Raw genomic sequence first — 16968 nt, forward strand, 5'->3', positions numbered from 1 at the left:
TACGCCCTTTTTGTGACAACATGTTACCAATACTCGCTGCGATGGACATCGACGACGAATTTGGAATGGTCTTCGACAAATTGTGATGTGGAATATTCGAAAGCGTCGCCTTTTTGGTCATATGCGATTTGTTCAATGACTAAAAGTGGTGTGCCGACTGTGACGGCCAAGGCTTGGCTAGATTCTTCGGTAGCGGCTTGGGCATAGACGACCCGGCGTGCATCGGTCATGAAGATATTCTTTTTGACTCCGAGATAATCGTAAATGGAGCCAGCGAGGATCTTTTTGTCGAGCGGCGCAATGCGTGTTGGCATGATGGTATGTTCAAAACTGTAATGTTTCCCATCACGATAGCGAACGCGCTTAATTTCGTAAATGGGTTCATTAGCGGCAATTCGTAAATTTTTTTGTTCGTTTTCATCGGGTAACCGCGCACTGAATAGCAAAATCTTGCTAGTGATCTTTTGATCACGGTGAGTATAGGTTGTGCCAATGGGGAGGTCTAATGGCAGTAGTTCGCCATTATTATTGGCAATCTGCGACCGGACAATTGTTCCGGAACCTTGCTGACTGTAGATCAGCCCTTCATCACTCAATAGCTGCAATGACTTACGCAGCGTTAACCGACTTACTTTATATTTGTGTGCTAATGCTTCCTGAGTTGGCATAGCCGACCCAGCGCGATAATGATTTCGTAAAATGTCGCGTTTAATGTCAGAATAAATTTCTTTATACCTATACAACTTTTTTCACCCCAACCGTCCTGATTAATAGTCATATTGTAGCACAATTAAATTATATGTATACAAATATTGACAAAATTATAGAAATTTGGCAATACAAATCGGAATATTCCTCTTTACATTTGTACTATCCTTGCTATAATCAAAAGTGTTAGAAAACGCTTTCTGAAAAATAACTTATCAAAGGGGTAGCAGATTATGGCCTTCAATGTCGAAAAGTTCCAAGAACCGTTACTTAAAGCTTCCGGTTGGGTGCAACAAAATAGTATTTTGCAAGCAATTAAAAACGCTTTCATCATGACGATTCCTTTCTCAATCATTGGTTCTTTCTCCAACTTGATTAAGATGCAACTTGATGCCTGGATTAAAAATGCTCATATTACCAATGTTTGGCTCACAAATACGAGTGAGTTGTTTGGTTACTTAAATACCGCCACATTAGGAATTATTGGAATTATTGTTGTTTTGAGTTCGTCATATTCATATGCGCGGGAGTTAAAAAAGAAGTATCAAGAAGTTAACATTTTCTTGGCAGTTATTTTAGCACTAGCTGCTTACTTCGTCATGGTGCCAAAAAATATCAACTTTGCTGATCCTAAAGCCAAAGTGATTGAAGGTTTTGCGACTAGTTTCTTCGACTATTCTGGGATGTTTACCGGTTTAATTGTTGGGATGATTTCTGTTTATATCTATGCTCGCCTAAGTAAGAGCAAGATTACGATTAAAATGCCTGATAGCGTCCCACAAAATATTTTTGATTCGTTTGCATCATTGATCCCAATTACTGGGGCTTTACTGATGTTCGGGATTGTCCGGATTATTATTCAAAGTTTAGGTTTCGTTTCATTAATTGAATTAATCTCTGAAGTTTTGATTAAGCCACTCTTGACTGTCGGAACTGGGTTACCAGCGATTATTGTGGTGATTATCGTTGAACAAATTCTGTGGTTCCTTGGGTTACACGGATTCAACATCGTTTGGGGAGTCATGTCCGCATTCTGGTTACCGGTCTTCTTACAAGATGTTGCTAAGTATGCCGCAACGCAAAGCTTTGCCGGTATCACGATTGCACCAAACACGATGACTAACGTTTATGCCATGATTGGTGGTTCTGGTGCGACCTTTGGGCTGATTATTGCCATGTTGATTTTTACCAAAAAGGGTGAAAAAGAACGTGAAATTGCCAAATTAGGATTTATTCCAGGTTGCTTCGGGATTAATGAACCAATTATCTTCGGGTTACCAATTGTTTTAAATCCAATTATGTTTATTCCATGGTTAGTTGTCCCGCTGATGAATGCGATTATCGCTTACACGGTCACTAAAATTGGTTGGGTTGTGCCACTGGTTGTTCTGAACTCTGGTAATGAACCGATCTTCTTGAGTACTTGGATCTTAGGTGCGTTCCACACGAGTCCCGTTGTCTTGACCTTGGTTTTAGTTATTTTAGATGTCTTGCTCTATTCACCATTTGTCATTTTAAATCAACGAAGCGAACGCGCACAATTTGCAAAGCAAGCTAAGGCTGCCGCTAAAGAAGCTGCCTAGCCATCGTTAGAAAGAGAGTCGACTTATGAAAAAAGTTTCAGTAGTGGCACATACGCATTGGGATTTTGAATGGTACTTTACCCGTCAAGATGCTCGTGTACAGTTTGCCTATCATATGGATGAAGTTTTAGCAGCGCTGGCAAGTAACCAACTGGATTATTACTTGTTAGATGGTCAAATGGCCATTATTGATGACTATTTACAAAGTGATCCAGATCAAAGTGCTGTAATGCGAAAATTCATTAAGGCCGGCCGCTTATTTGTTGGCCCTTGGTACACGCAAATTGATGAAATGGTGACGACCGGTGAATCGATTGTCCGAAATTTGCAGCAAGGTCTTAAACTCTCAGCCGAACTTGGCGGGACCATGCCAATTGGTTATTTACCGGATTCCTTTGGTCAGGGCCAAGATATGCCGAAAATCTATAATGGTTTCGGCATTGATAAAGCAATCTTTTGGCGAGGAATGCCCAAAGAGAAGTCTGCACGTTACTTCTATTGGACGAGCGATGATGATTCTAAAGTATTAGTGACCAATTTACGTAATGGCTATCCCGTCGGTGCCGAACTGATGGAGAATGATAACTATGCCGAATTACTGCATAAGATTAGTTCTGATACAGCGGTCACCAACCTGGCTTTACCAGTTGGTGGCGATCAGCGCCCAGTTGATTTCAACCTTAAGGAACGGATTGCAGCGGCCAATGCCGCTCAAGATGAGTATGAATTAGCTGAAAGTACTTATCCTGAATATTTTAAATCACTCGCAAAAGAGACCACATTACCAACTTATCAAGGTGAATTTGTGGATCCTAGTACTTCTAAGATTCACCGCGGTATCTATTCTTCTCGAGCGGACCTTAAGCAACTTTATGATCGCATTGAACGCTTGATGACGTATGAGGTTGAACCATTGATGGCGATTGCCCAAGTGCATGGTATTCCAACGAAACAAGGCCTCGTCGGCGAAATTTGGAAGGCAGTTGCTAGAGGCCAAGCCCATGATTCATCGGGTGGTTGCAATAGCGATGAGACTAATCGTGACATTTTCCATCGGGGAACGGTTGCGCTGCAACTTGGTATTTCACTAAAAGCCTACTTGTTGCGTAAATTGAGTAGCAATGTGCAGGCCGATTTAGACTTGTTTTTCTGGAATGCGGCGCCTAGTTCACTGACAGCTGTTAAAGAAGTCAAAATTGAGTCACGCTTACCGAAGTTTATGTTAACCGATGAGCAACAGCAACCAGTGCCTTTCCAAGTCCTGAGCCAGCGAACGGTAGATTGGGCGACCTTACGGCATGACTCGGCCGAAATGACCGCAGACTTGTCTTATGAGACAACGGTGGCAGTGTCGTTAACGATTCCAGCAACGGACTGGACTGGATTAAAAGTGACGGAAATTGCAGGGAACTTCGGTGACCAAGCAACCACTAATATGATTGAAAATGAGTATTATCAAGTTTCTGCTAACTCGACCGGGATTACTTTGATTGACAAGCGTACCCAAACCACGTATCGGGATTTCCTAAAATTAGAAGATGGTGGCGATGAAGGCGACACGTATGACTATTCACCGGCCTATCAAGATTGGCTGTTAAACTTAGACTTCAAATCAGCTCAAGTGGCAGGCATTGCGGGACCGCTGATGTCACAATTGAAACTCACTGGTAGCTGGCGATTGCCAGCTGATTTGACTGAACGAGCTGATCAAAAGCGGAGTGCCAACATCCCTTATACGTTGACTTTAACTTTAAAGCAGGCAGATTCAGTGTTGGGTGTCGACTTAACGGTAGACAATCAAGCTAAGGATCATCGACTACGCTTGATGATTCAGACCGATGTGCAAGCACAAGCAAGCTACGCAGATACGCCTTTTGGCTATATCGAACGGCCGGTGATTGATCCGCATTTAGCCGATTGGCGCGAAATCGGGTACCATGAAGAACCGACAACTTTACGGCCATTCTTACACTTTGCCAATACCCACGATATGCAACATAGTTGGACCTGGCTGGGATTAGGTGAGAAGGACTTTCAGCTTGTCGGTAACCAGTTTGATCAGTTGGCAATCACGTTATATCGCGGTGTCGGCTACCTAGGCCGGCCGGACTTGTTACGGCGACCAAGCGATGCTTCTGGGTTGCAAACGAAGTATGTGCCAACACCAGATAGCCAACTGCTAGGAACGATGACCTTTAGTGGGGGCCTTTGTTTGGATGCGACATTTGATCCAGCATGGTTGCAAGCTCGTCACCATACCTTGTCGGCAGGGACGCTGGCGTATCAGAATCAGACTTTAGATCGATTTACGAGCCCGATTCAATACTTCCAAATTAATCCAATGACTGCTGGGTTAAAACATGCGCCCATCGTTGAGGCTAAGACACCGCAATTGGTTATTAGTGCTTTAACAACGACCACGGATCGGACCGGTTTTGTTTTACGGGTTTATAATCCAACGAAACAAGCCTTGCACCATCCTGGTGACCTGGTATTGGGTCAAAATAGCGTCATCAAACAACTTAACTTAAACAACGTTGTGACCAAACATCTGGCCACGAACGTGCTAGAATTAGCTTTAGCGGACTTTGGTCCTGGTGAAATTCGGACCTATGGCATTTATCCAGTTCAATCGGCTTGTTGCTAAACGACCAAACACCCTGCGTAACTGCGGGGTGTTTTAATTAGGAGGGGCTACAATGAAACTTGATTTAAACGACCTAACAGTAAAAATTGACGCTTTCGCTGCCAAGCAGACGTTGTCCACTGATGAAACGACGACTTTATTCCGTCACTTATTAAGTGATGCGGTCGCTAAAGCAACGAACGCCGAAGCCGATGGCACATTCTTTGTTAAGACTGGTGACATTCCCGCCATGTGGTTACGGGATGCGACTTTTCAGGTGCTACCTTATGTCAAACTCATGTCGGTCATTCCCGAGTTAAAAACGGTATTAGTAGGTGTCTTGCGTCGCGAGTTACGTTATATTCAACATGATCCATACGCAAATGCGTTTAATCAGACGGCATCAGGTGCTCATTGGAGTGATGATGAGTCTGATCAGCCCATCTCTGACTTAGTTTGGGAACGTAAATTTGAAATTGACTCGCTCTGTGCCCCGCTATTTTTGGCACTGAAACTAATTGAACAGACGGATCAAGTGGATTTTTTGGATGCCGAATTCTGGCAGACGCTAGCGCTAATCATGACGGTCTTGGAAACGGAGCAGCATCATGAACAGTCAACTTATTACTTCAAACGGGTCGACTGTCCAGCTAATGACACGCTGACGAACGATGGCAAGGGGACACCAGTGGGTTACACTGGAATGGTCTGGGATGGCTTTCGGCCGAGTGACAATGCGTGTGAGTACGGTTATCATGTGCCATCAAACTTGTTCTTAATTGCCGTTTTGACCCGGCTAAGCCCGTTTATTCCGAATGAGCTTGGTGACCTCAAGGATCGCGTCACAACGTTGGTTGCAGCCATTCAACAGGGGATTACTCGTTATGCATTGGTGACATTGCCAACTGGTCAAGTCGGCTATGCGTATGAAGTGGATGGGCTCGGCCATCAGAAATTAATGGATGATGCCAATGTCCCAAGCTTGCTGGCGCTACCGTTTATTGGTTATACCACTATTGAGGATGTCATTTATCAAAATACCCGTGAGTTCATTCTAAGTGCTCAGAATCCTTATTATTATCGTGGTAAGGTATTAGCAGGGATTGGCAGTAATCATACGCCGGAAGCTTATGTCTGGCCGATTAGCCTGGCTATGGAGGGCTTGACGTCGACGGATCAAACGGTCAAAGTTGCCCAACTTGAAAAGATAGCGACAACGGATAATCAAACTGGTCAATGTCATGAAAGTGTCAGCGTCGATGATGTTAGTCAGTATACCCGGGACTGGTTCTCGTGGGCGAATATGACCTACTGTGAATTAGCATTAGATGTCTTAGGGGTTTAGGCCCCTCGGCGTACGTTGCTCGACTCTTTCCGCTTCCGGTTGTTACTGATAACATGCGAACGTGGGACCGGTTCAAGCCATAGAAACGTCTTGAACCTCGCCCGGAAACTTTGCCAAAACCGCAAATTTCCCGGACCGTCCGTGGTGTAAGGCCGGCAAAAGAACGCCGGTCAAACGCCACCTGCACGTCCGATGCTATCAGCAACAACCTCCAGCTAAGTCAGTAGTTCATTTTTGGATAAATGCGTTATTTACGCTTAGCGGAGTCAGTCAGAATCGGTGTGCAGTGTCGGCAAGATTAGTCAGCGTTCTTGGCTGACTAATCTCGCGGGGCAATTCAAAGACGTGTTTTATCGGCTTTGAAGTGAGGTGCCAGACCGTACCTTGGCTGGCGCCGTCCCTCACAGCACACCGATTCTGACTGACGGAGCGTTCGTCATAAGTTATGAACGACAGTTACTGATATCACGGTAGTTACAATCGTTTTTGACCTTTCAACTTGTAATTAAATAAAGTATAAAAAATGGAACCCGTTAGATGAATTGCACTTTTCATCTAATGGGTTCCATAATTTTATAACAATATATAGGTTGAGGTAATAGAAGCGCTTAATAATTTGATGATGGATGAGTGGAAATGATTAAGCGTTTTTAATACGGTTGAATTCTTTCATGTACTTAACGGCATTTTCAGTGACGGTATCAAAGTCACCTTTGTCGCCAGGTCCAACTAGGTTACCACCGGCACCAACAACAGTTGCACCAGCAGCAAACCAATCTTTCAAGTTGTCAAGATTAACACCGCCAGAAGGCATGATGCTAATTTGTGGGAATGGTGCCTTGACGTCGCCAATCATCTTAGGAGATAAGATATTTCCAGGGAACATCTTAACAAGACTTGACCCATATTGCATTGCGGTTTGCATCTCAGTAACACTCATGCAGCCAGGAATGTAAGGAATTTCGTAGAGGTTACATAATCTAGCAACATCGGGATCAAAAGTAGGAGCCACGATAAATTTAGCGCCAGCAATAATTGCTAATCGAGCGGTTGGTGCGTCAAGCACGGTACCAGCACCAATAACGGCATCAGTATCGGCGTACTTTTCAGCTAACTTAGCAATGACTTCATTGGCATTAGGAACTGTAAAAGTTAATTCAATTCCTTTGACGCCACCTTTAATGGCAGCTTCAGAAGTTTTAATAGCTTGTTCTGGTGAGTTGCCGCGAACAACGGCAATGACACCAGCAGCTTCGATGTTTTTCAAAATTTCGACTTTTTGCATGTGTATTACTCTCCTGTAATCAATTCAATTTGGTACTCGTAGTAGAATGCCGCAGTTAGCTTAACGTACTAAGTAACCACCGTCAACAGCTAATAGATGACCATTGACATAATTTGAAGCAGCACTTGCTAAGAATACGGCAACACCCATTAATTCGTAAGTACCACCCCAATGACCGGCTGGAATACGATCAAGAATTTCTTTGTTCCGGGCTGGATCTTCACGAATAGGTTCCGTGTTAGCAGTCTTGATGTAACCAGGAGCGATAGCATTAACTTGAATGTTGTAAGCAGCTAATTCACTTGCAAATGACTTAGTTAAGCCGGCAACCCCATGCTTACTTGCGGTGTATGAAGGAATAAACTTACCACCTTGGAATGAAAGCATTGAACCAATGTTAATGATCTTACCTGATTTTTGCTTAGCCATAACTTTACCAGCAGCCAATGACATGTGGTAAACGGCACTTAAGTTAATTCCGATAACGCGATCCCAGTCTGAATCTTTTGATTCAAGCAATGGGTTACGTTTGATCATCCCGGCGTTGTTAACCAAGATATCGATGTGGCCAAATGTGTCAACAGCCTTCTTGATAACTTTATCAGCAATACCTTCTTCGGTTAAGTCAACGTCCATAAATTCAACTTTACGACCGCGCTTTTCAACCATCTTACGAGTATCTTCCCAACCAGTTTGACCAAAGGTAGGAATAAAGATGTCAGCACCGGCTTCAGCAAAAGCAATCGTGTAAGCTTGACCTAAACCAGTATCACCACCAGTAACAACGGCAACTTTACCCTTTAATGAGTACAAGTCCATATTGAAATGGTCCAAATCCTTTTCACGAGCTAAAATATCTTCGCGTGTATCTGCCATGTTAAAAACACTCCTTCAAATTTATATTTTTTCTTTATAGGAAATTGAATTTCCTTATCACACCTAATAATATAAAGCGCTTACGACAAAAAATCAAGTGTTATTTTAATTATCTTTGTACCAAATACGTAGAATTAACGTTTTGACGGTAATACTTGTTAATCTGGAAAGTAAACAGTATAATTTAGAATGAATTATTTTCCAGATAGGAAATATTGAAATTAGTCATCATTGGCTGATTGAATCATTTAGTGTAAAAGCATAGAGATTAAAAGAGAAAATCCATCAATTTGAGGAGAATAGCTGATGGTAAATGATAAACCAAAGCTTTATGGGTCAGTACTCATTAAAGCTAAAATGATTTTAGATGCAATTTTGACTGCTGAATCCGCACCAACATTGAATGAAGTGAGCCGAGCTGCAACGATTAATACACCGACAACCTTAAAAATTCTGACGACGTTAGAGGCTTTAGGGTTTGTCCGGCGCGATTCCGATTCCAAAAAGTATTATCTTGGTACCCAGTTCTTGATGTACGGTCAGAAGGCGTCTGAGAGCTTTGATATTCGTTCCGTCACGAGAACGTTGCTCCAGCAGTTACGGGATGCAACGGGTGAGACAGTTAATCTAGGCGTTTGTGAAGATGATCGCGTTGTTTTAGTCGAAAAGCTCGAGAGTCCTTCGAGTATTAAATTAAAGTCAACAATCGGTGGTCGCATGAACTTGTATTCTTCATCGATGGGGAAAGCGATTTTATCCCAGTACTCAGATGAGCAGTTAAAAGCTTACTTTGCCCGGACTAAATTATTGCCAGTGACGAAGAACACGCTCACGAAAATTCCACAGTTGCGAAGCGACTTAACGAATATCCGAAACGTCGGTTTTTCGATCGATGATGAAGAAAATGAGCCCGATATTTATTGTATTGGGGCGGCAATCGTTAAGGATCAACAACTTTACGGGGCGTTTAGTGTGAGTGCACCAAAGTATCGCGTTCCAGAAGAACAACGGCGCAATTTTATTCGGCTGGTGTTAGAAACCCAGCATCAAATTCAAGAATTGCTTTAAGCACTAAAAAAGGTTGGCACTGTGAGATTTCACAGTACCAACCTTTTTGGTTCCAATAGTGAAGCGACGAATTAAAACTCAATTAATCTAGGAGGGATCATGATTTTATTTAGTCGGATCCTTTGGAACAAGTCCTTTTCGTTGTAAACGACGGTAATACCACATGGTGACAATTGGCGTCAAAATCGCCGTAATCAAGACACAAGTTGCCACAATCGCTGTGGCTGACTCGGCAACTGGTTTAAACGATTTATCCATTTCAGCAATAACGACGGGGACAGAAATCGCAGCACCTGCAGTTGAAGAAGCCGCCCAGCCCGCTAAACCATCAGAACGCGCGATGTAACGATCGGCAAGATAGAGGACGAAACCACTGACAAAGACGACAGCAACGCCCATTAAGATACCGACTAGGCCAGACTTTAAGAGCATACTAAAGTTCATACTATAACCAATTGTAAAAGCAAAGAAAGGAATTAAAGCCCCACCAACTGGCTGGAACATCTTCCGAATTTCGGGATCTAAACCACCTAGAACGAGTCCTAAAACAAATGGGACCAAGGTCGAAACGAGTGCTTGCCAAGGGAAAGCGCCAATGCCGGCAATTCCCAGTGTCAGCATCGTAAAGAATGGTCCTGACTGAATACTAAAGAAAGGGTAGGCCGCTAAGTCAATTTCACGATTTGGAATCGTGGACATTAAGGCCGTATACAGACCACCATTGGCCGCGTTAAAGGAGGCAATTACGGCTAAGGTTGAGAAACCAGCAAAGACACCGCTGGTAATCCCAGTGATTGGCAATACCTTGTTGATAAGAATCCCAATCAGGGCCGCCAGTAAGACTTTGACGAGTAACATCGTGACCCCTTTGGCCGCGATTTTTCCAGAGGCTTTTAAATTAATTCCCGTACCGATACAGAAGAAGAAGGCGAATAATAAGGCCGAGGTTCCAACCATAAACGAGCCTGTGACCCCGGACAATTCAACGTCCAGCTTAGGCCACAGGGTGTGGATCAATACTCCAATAATGAGTGGCACAATCATTATGCCACCAGGTACTTTATCAATTGCTTTTTTAATTGGCATGCTAAAATCTTCTCTCTATGTCTCTTTTTTTGTGCAAGCGCTATCACTCTTGTGAATAATAAATGCAGAGCCGTGGCCCTGCATTTATCAGAACTATTAGTATTTTACTGATGATTAACGCAAGTCATGCATGTCGACTTGGTCCATGTCATCATAAGTTTGGTTTTCGCCACACATTGCCCAAATGAATGAGTAATTAGTTGTCCCAACACCACAGTGAATTGAGAAACTAGGGTTGACAACAGCTTGATCTGGTTCAAGGAAGATATGCTTAGTGTTGTTAGGTGTACCCATAAAGTGCGCAACACGAGTATCTGGATCGCCAAATTCAGTGTAAAGGTATGTTTCCATCCGACGAGCATGGGTATGAGCTGGCATCGTATTCCATGAGTTACCTGGTTCAAGAACCGTATAACCCATTTGTAATTGACAAGTGTCCATTTGTGAAGCATCGATATACTTGTGAATGACCCGCTTGTTCATATGCTTTTGATCACCTAAAGGCATTGAAATTGAGTCTTTATAGGCTAATTTCTTTGAAGGATAGGTCTTGTGAGCTGGTGTTGCAACGACGTAGAATTTGGCAGGCTTGTCAGCATCGTCTGATTCGAAGACGACATGCTTAGTACCCATACCAATGTAGTAACCGTCATGTGGTTCGATATGTTCTTTCTTACCATCGATTGTTACTGAGCCGCCTTCACCAATATTGATAAAGCCAAGTTCACGGCGTTGTAAGAAGAAGTCAACACCTAATTGTTTGTCTAATTTAATCTCTAATGGTTCAGTTGTTGGGGTAACCCCACCAAAGATCATCCGGTCGTTATAAGTATAAGTTAAATAAATATCACCGGCACTGAAAATCTTTTCCATTAAAAATTGTTCCCGCATTTGATCTGTATTGTAATGATCCATATCTTCGGGACTATGTGCATAGCGTGTTACCATGTTAAATGACATAAAATAAACCCTCCATTTTCTAAATAAGAAAACACATTTCTTGTTTGCGCTTACAAATTCAGTATAACGGCTATCAAAAAAAATGCAAGTGGAAAAAAGTAAGTTAGTAGTAAGTCCTTATTAACAAAACGCATAATATCAGGATTGTAAGAATCAAAATTTAATTAATACATGGGGATATTAGAGAGATGTGAGGAACATTTTCAGAAACTAGTCTAAAAAAGTATGACAACACGCCGGACAATCAAGGCATTGTATAGTAGGAAATGATAAATAGTTGGCAAACTGGTCTGACAACTACTAGAATGAAAGTAACTTATTGAAATTTGGAAGGGACTATCAATGCTATGGAAAAAGCCACCATTCAGGACGTTGCACTAGCGGCTGGCGTGTCCAAATCAACAATGTCGCGCTTTCTGAATCAAAATTACTCACATATGTCAGCTAAGACCCGTCAGCGGATTGCCAATACAGTGAAGGAAATGGGTTATCGTCCCAATCGACGGGCACAATCGTTAAAAACGAATCACAGTCGCCTGATTGGCATCATGATTGCCGATATTTCTAATATTTATGTTTCATTACTGTTGAAGGGCATTGATAGTTATTTAAAAACCTTAGGCTATCAAATGATCATTATGGAGTCTAGTAATTCAGTTGTGCAAGAAAAAGAACAGTTGGAGCAACTTTTGGATCAGTCGGTCGAAGGGATCATTTTGCAACCCAATTCTCGCCAATCGGCAGACTATGATTTTATTGCCGCGGAAAAGGTCCCAATGGTCCTCGTTGATCGTGAAACCAGTCCCTTACAATGGGATACAATTGTGACTAACAATTATAGTGCTTCACAGTATCTTGGTCAGTTGGGGCAGATTTCGGGGCAAAAGTACACCATGGGAATTTTTATTAGCGAAAACATTAAAGCGGTTTCAACACGTGAGCATCGGCTGGCAGGTTTTAAAGTGGGGATTGCGCCATTGCCTGTTGAAGTGATTGAATATGATGAGAATCAGGCTGAGATTCAGAAGCAGCTATCAGTTTTAATTGCGTCCGGTGAACATCCCTTGATATTTGCTGCGAATGGCAAAGTTTTAACCGGGGTTTTGCGTATCTGTCAGAATTTGAAGCTATCAATTCCAGCACAAGCTGGGGTCACGGGTTATGATGACTGGAATTGGGCCGGCCTGGTTAATCCTGGGATTTCAGCGGTTGAACAGTATCCAGATTATATTGGCCGGTTATCGGCGGAGATATTAATGGATTTGATGCAAGGACGTAATTGTGAGCCAGCTGCTAAAGTACATACGTTATCTGCGGATGTCATGGATCGGTATTCAATTTAAACTTTTGTGCTTTACCGGATGTGACATTATGATGAAGCGGTTGACAAATGCGACTAACCATCATAATCTATAAATTAGGAAACCGGTTTACAAACTCAAAAAATATAACAATAAAAATGATTATTTCGTCAATAAATAAGGAGTCGATTACCCATGAGTGAATTTTTAACAATTGGTGAGCCAATGGCATTATTTGCCTCACAAGATGAAGACGTGACTTTAAGAGATGCAACGCACTTTCAAAAATTTTTAGCAGGTGCCGAAGTTAACGTTGCTGTGGGAGTTTCGCGGTTGGGCCATTCCGTTGAATATGTCACGCAGTTGGGTGAAGATCCGATGGGCGATTATATTAAAGATCAGTTACATCAGAATCAAATTGGAACTAATTACATCAGTACGACGGCTGATTATTTAACTGGCTTTCAAATGAAGGAAAAAGTTAGTGCTGGTGATCCCAATACCTTCTATTTCCGTCGTGGTTCAGCTGCGTCGCACTTAGCTGCGAGCGCTTTGGACAAGATTGATTTTTCTGAATTAAAATTGGCACACTTAACAGGGATTTTCCCAGGTACCTCGGATGAAGCTTTGGCAACGTTCAAGGCATTGGTTGCTAAATTAAAAGCAAACCATATTCAAACGACTTTTGACCCAAACTTACGACCACAATTGTGGGAGAGTCGCGAAAAGATGGTCACAACAATCAATAGCCTGGCTGCCGACGCTGAAATTATCTTGCCAGGGATCAATGAAGGTGAAGTCTTGATGGGTTCACGAGATCCTGAAGCGATTGCCGATTTCTTCTTAGCTAATGGTGAGACTACCCAGACGGTTGTTGTCAAACTTGGTGCGAAGGGTGCGTTCTTGAAGACTAAATCAGGACGGACCTATAGTGTGCCTGGTTACAAAGTATCCAAGGTTGTCGATACAGTCGGTGCTGGCGATGGGTTCGCGGCTGGTTTTATCACTGGTCGCTTAGATGGGCTATCAATTGAAGCCTCAGCTTTACGAGGTAATGCAGTGGGATCATTTGCTGTGCAAGCCCCTGGTGATAATGATGGCTATCCAACGCCAGATGAATTAGAGTCATTTATGACGGCCTATGCACGACTTTAAATGTAAAGGTTGAAAGACTCAAAGGCAGCACAAATATACCGGTAACTGTTATGTCTAAAGTAGATTCATGCAAATTTAACGCTCCGTCAGTCAAAATCGGTGTACTGTGGGGGACGGTGCCAGCCAAAGGACGGTCTGGCACCTCAATTCAAAGCCGATAAAACACGTCTTTGAATTGCCCCGCGAGATTAGTCAGCCAAAAACGCCGACTAATCTTGCCGACACTGCACACCGATTCTGACTGACTCCGCTAAACGTAAATAACTGATCAATCACTTCAGACCGCGTTAGTTAGCTGGAGGCTGTTGCTGATAGCATCGGGCGTGCAGGTGGCGTTTGACCGGCGTTCCTTTTGCCGGCCTTACACCACGGACGGTCCAGGAGATTTACGGTTTTGGCAAAGCTTCCGGACGAGGTTCAAGACGTTTCTAAGGCTTGAACCGGTCCCTCGTCCGCATGTTATCGGCAACAACCGGAAGCGGCAGTATGCGATTAGTTTTTGATTGATTATTAATACAACAGAAAATAAATACTAGCGACTAACTTAGCCCTTAAAACTAAGTTAGTCGTTTTTTTAATAACAATTTGATTGGAACCGTTTACAAATCGTGAGAACCGTGCTAAATTATATTTGTTAGGTTAACCGGTTAACCGGAGGTGCTTAGGAAATGCAATTGAAATATCAACAAGTCGAACAGTTTTTATTGTACCAACTGAAGAATGGTGAATTTAAGGCAGGTGATAAGTTTTATTCAGAAGCCGAACTTAAAAAGCGATTTGAAGTGAGTTCTGCAACTGTCATTAAAGCAATTAACGAATTAGTTTCAAAAGGATTGCTAGTTAGACATCAGGGCAAAGGGACTTTTGTGTCACGTGCTCGAAATGGGCAAGTCGTTAAGATCTTCGATCGCGAAAGAAATAACGATGCTGATGAGAAAGTCAAAGTGTTATCGATTGATAAAGAACATGATCCGCGAATTCTTAAAGAATTAGGGTTAGCAACTGGCGATAGCTATTATCATATTATGCGGTTACGGCAAGCCAATGACATCCCCGTACAGTTGCAACATACTTATTTAGTTGCTGACTACTTCAATTTGAAAGCGCTTGATAATCCGAGTTATTACGATTCTTTATATGAGCGAATTCGAGATGATAGTGGCATCGATTTATTCAGTACCAAGATTGATGAAACGACCAATATTATTTTCCCAGTACCAACGGCCGAAAGTCAGTTATTACAGTTAGATTCAGCACAACAACCGGCAGCATTCATTCACCGCCACAGTTATTTGTTTGATAATACGGTGATTGAATATGTCGAAAGTTATAAGCGGTGGGATTATTTTGAATTAGAAGTGAAAACCATTTAAGGGGGATTTTGCATCATGACAATTCAATGGTGGCAAATATTATTAATTACGTTATATTCAGGTTTTGCAATTTATGATGGTAACAACACCACGTTTGGAACGGTTAAGCCGACGATGGCTGGCTTCGTTGCCGGCTTAATCATGGGTGACGTGCAAACCGGTCTGATTGTTGGTGGGACTTTGAACTTGTTAGTCCTCGGGGTTGGGAACTTTGGTGGTTCTTCAATGCCAGATTATATGACTGGGGCTTTGCTTGGGACGGCATTTGCAGTCTTGAGTGGCAAAGGTGCTGAATTTGGGGCAACCTTAGCTGTGCCAATTGGTCTATTGATGATTCAGTTGGATGTCTTGGCACGTTTCTGCAACACTTTCTTACAACATCATGCTGAAAAATTAGTTAGTGAAGGTAAGCTGAAATCAGCGACACATATGAACCTTTATGGGATTATCCCAACGTCACTTTCACGGATGTTACCAGTTTTCTTAGCATTAGTTTTCGGCTCACAATTCGTTCAAGATGTTGTCAATAACTTACCAATGTGGCTAATGAACGGTTTGAAAACGGCCGGCGGTATCTTGCCAGCCTTAGGGATTGCCATCTTGCTACGTTACTTGCCATTAAAGAAAAACTTTGCCTTTCTATTAGTTGGTTTCTTCTTAGCAGCCTTTTTGAAGGTCCCCGTTATCGGAGCCGCAATGATCGGTTTAGCCATGGCATTAATTGCGTTTGGCATGGACAATCAAAAATCAGCACAACCCGCTGCTGCCGACACTGATGATGAAGGAGATATGGAAGATGAGTAATAAAGTTGAATTGAGCAAAACGAATAAAAAGACTTTTTGGCGCTGGTACTTCTTCGGCCAAGCCGGTTGGAACTACGAAAAAATGCAAGGCTTAGGCTATTATTACAGTGTCTATCCGCTGATAAAGCAAATTTATGGTAAAACCGATGTGGCTGCCGAAGCTGCGATCAATGAATTACAATTCTTCAATACGAATAACTCGATGGCACCAATCATCTTGGGTGTCGACAGTGCGATTCAAGAAAAACAAGGGATTGCGGCAAAAGATACTGTTGCCGGGTTAAAAACTGGGATGATGGGACCATTCGCCGGAATTGGTGATACGCTATTTGCAGTTATTCCAAACACGATCATTGGTTCGATTGCCTCATACATGGCCTTAAAAGGTAATCCAATTGGGTTAATTCTATGGATTGCTTACGGGTTCTTACGTCTCGGAATTATGCGTAGCTTCTTCGGGATGGGCTATCGTGAAGGGGTCAAGTTGATTGATTCTCTCGGTAATCGACTCAAGAAGATTACGAGCGCAGCCAATATTCTTGGTTTGACGGTTATTGGGGCGTTGATTCCATCTGTCATCACCGCGGTCTTTGCTTACAAGTACAAACAGGGTGGCGTCAAGATTTCATTACAAGATATGGCTGATCAAATTATGCCAGGTCTTGCTCCTGCGTTAGTTGTCTTGCTGGCTTACTGGTTATTAGGTCGTAAAAAGATGAACTCAACTCGAGTTACCTTGATCTTGATCGTAGTCGGAATTTTAGCCTATAACTTGAAGATTTTTGCTTAAAGAGTAAG

At 42.6% G+C, this 16968-nt stretch carries 14 protein-coding genes; 9 read left to right on the top strand and 5 right to left on the bottom strand.

Annotated elements, in window-relative coordinates; translation table 11 throughout:
• Positions 1 to 23: 23 nt before the first annotated feature.
• Complete coding sequence (locus FFM64_RS04850; protein ID WP_137606881.1) at positions 24 to 743, bottom strand: GntR family transcriptional regulator; 720 nt, start codon at positions 741 to 743, stop codon at positions 24 to 26.
• 198 nt (positions 744 to 941) lie between these two features.
• Here FFM64_RS04850 and FFM64_RS04855 point away from each other — a divergent pair, with 198 nt between their 5' ends.
• From FFM64_RS04855 to FFM64_RS04865, 3 genes are read left to right on the top strand one after another with little or no spacing between them, the layout of a single operon-like run.
• Positions 942 to 2291 carry a PTS sugar transporter subunit IIC gene (locus FFM64_RS04855; protein ID WP_137606882.1) on the top strand — a complete coding sequence of 450 codons (1350 nt, stop codon included), beginning with the start codon at positions 942 to 944 and terminating at the stop codon, positions 2289 to 2291.
• A 25-nt stretch (positions 2292 to 2316) separates the two neighbouring features.
• Complete coding sequence (locus FFM64_RS04860; protein WP_137606883.1) at positions 2317 to 4938, top strand: glycoside hydrolase family 38 N-terminal domain-containing protein; 2622 nt, start codon at positions 2317 to 2319, stop codon at positions 4936 to 4938.
• 52 nt (positions 4939 to 4990) lie between these two features.
• A complete protein-coding gene (locus FFM64_RS04865) occupies positions 4991 to 6262 on the top strand; it encodes a glycoside hydrolase family 125 protein (RefSeq protein ID WP_137606884.1) in 1272 nt (423 codons plus the stop codon).
• Between the two features lie 640 nt (positions 6263 to 6902).
• On the opposite strand, the gene FFM64_RS04870 is transcribed toward FFM64_RS04865, so the two are convergent.
• Positions 6903 to 7547, bottom strand: coding sequence for a bifunctional 4-hydroxy-2-oxoglutarate aldolase/2-dehydro-3-deoxy-phosphogluconate aldolase (locus tag FFM64_RS04870; protein WP_137606885.1), 645 nt, complete (start codon positions 7545 to 7547; stop codon positions 6903 to 6905).
• 60 nt (positions 7548 to 7607) lie between these two features.
• Complete coding sequence (gene kduD / locus FFM64_RS04875) at positions 7608 to 8423, bottom strand: 2-dehydro-3-deoxy-D-gluconate 5-dehydrogenase KduD (RefSeq protein ID WP_137606886.1); 816 nt, start codon at positions 8421 to 8423, stop codon at positions 7608 to 7610.
• Positions 8424 to 8729: 306 nt separating this feature from the next.
• On the opposite strand from kduD, the gene FFM64_RS04880 reads away from it, so the two are divergent.
• Positions 8730 to 9491, top strand: coding sequence for an IclR family transcriptional regulator (locus FFM64_RS04880; RefSeq protein WP_137606887.1), 762 nt, complete (start codon positions 8730 to 8732; stop codon positions 9489 to 9491).
• 105 nt (positions 9492 to 9596) lie between these two features.
• Here the strand turns inward: FFM64_RS04880 and FFM64_RS04885 are convergent, their stop codons facing one another.
• Together FFM64_RS04885 and kduI are read right to left on the bottom strand one after the other, a co-directional pair.
• A complete protein-coding gene (locus tag FFM64_RS04885; protein ID WP_137606888.1) occupies positions 9597 to 10577 on the bottom strand; it encodes a 2-keto-3-deoxygluconate permease in 981 nt (326 codons plus the stop codon).
• 114 nt (positions 10578 to 10691) lie between these two features.
• Positions 10692 to 11537, bottom strand: coding sequence for a 5-dehydro-4-deoxy-D-glucuronate isomerase (gene kduI, locus FFM64_RS04890; RefSeq protein ID WP_105451946.1), 846 nt, complete (start codon positions 11535 to 11537; stop codon positions 10692 to 10694).
• Positions 11538 to 11884: 347 nt separating this feature from the next.
• Here kduI and FFM64_RS04895 point away from each other — a divergent pair, with 347 nt between their 5' ends.
• The 5 genes from FFM64_RS04895 (at position 11885) to FFM64_RS04915 (ending at position 16960) form a co-directional block, all read left to right on the top strand.
• On the top strand, positions 11885 to 12880 hold the full coding sequence (locus FFM64_RS04895) for a LacI family DNA-binding transcriptional regulator (protein ID WP_137606889.1): 996 nt from the start codon (positions 11885 to 11887) through the stop codon (positions 12878 to 12880).
• Positions 12881 to 13033: 153 nt separating this feature from the next.
• Complete coding sequence (locus FFM64_RS04900) at positions 13034 to 13993, top strand: sugar kinase (RefSeq protein WP_137606890.1); 960 nt, start codon at positions 13034 to 13036, stop codon at positions 13991 to 13993.
• Between the two features lie 668 nt (positions 13994 to 14661).
• Entirely contained in the window at positions 14662 to 15366 is a 705-nt protein-coding gene (locus FFM64_RS04905) for a GntR family transcriptional regulator (RefSeq protein ID WP_137606891.1), read from the top strand.
• Between the two features lie 15 nt (positions 15367 to 15381).
• The gene (locus FFM64_RS04910; protein WP_137606892.1) at positions 15382 to 16170 is read left to right on the top strand and encodes a PTS mannose/fructose/sorbose/N-acetylgalactosamine transporter subunit IIC; all 789 of its coding nucleotides are present in this window, start codon (positions 15382 to 15384) and stop codon (positions 16168 to 16170) included.
• Complete coding sequence (locus FFM64_RS04915) at positions 16163 to 16960, top strand: PTS system mannose/fructose/sorbose family transporter subunit IID (protein ID WP_137606893.1); 798 nt, start codon at positions 16163 to 16165, stop codon at positions 16958 to 16960. The genes FFM64_RS04910 and FFM64_RS04915 overlap by 8 nt, the downstream gene beginning before the upstream one ends.
• The last annotated feature ends 8 nt before the right edge of the window (positions 16961 to 16968 follow it).

The sequence above is a fragment of the Lactiplantibacillus daoliensis genome, assembly GCF_005405005.1.
In the GTDB taxonomy this organism is placed as follows: Bacteria; Bacillota; Bacilli; order Lactobacillales; family Lactobacillaceae; genus Lactiplantibacillus; species Lactiplantibacillus daoliensis.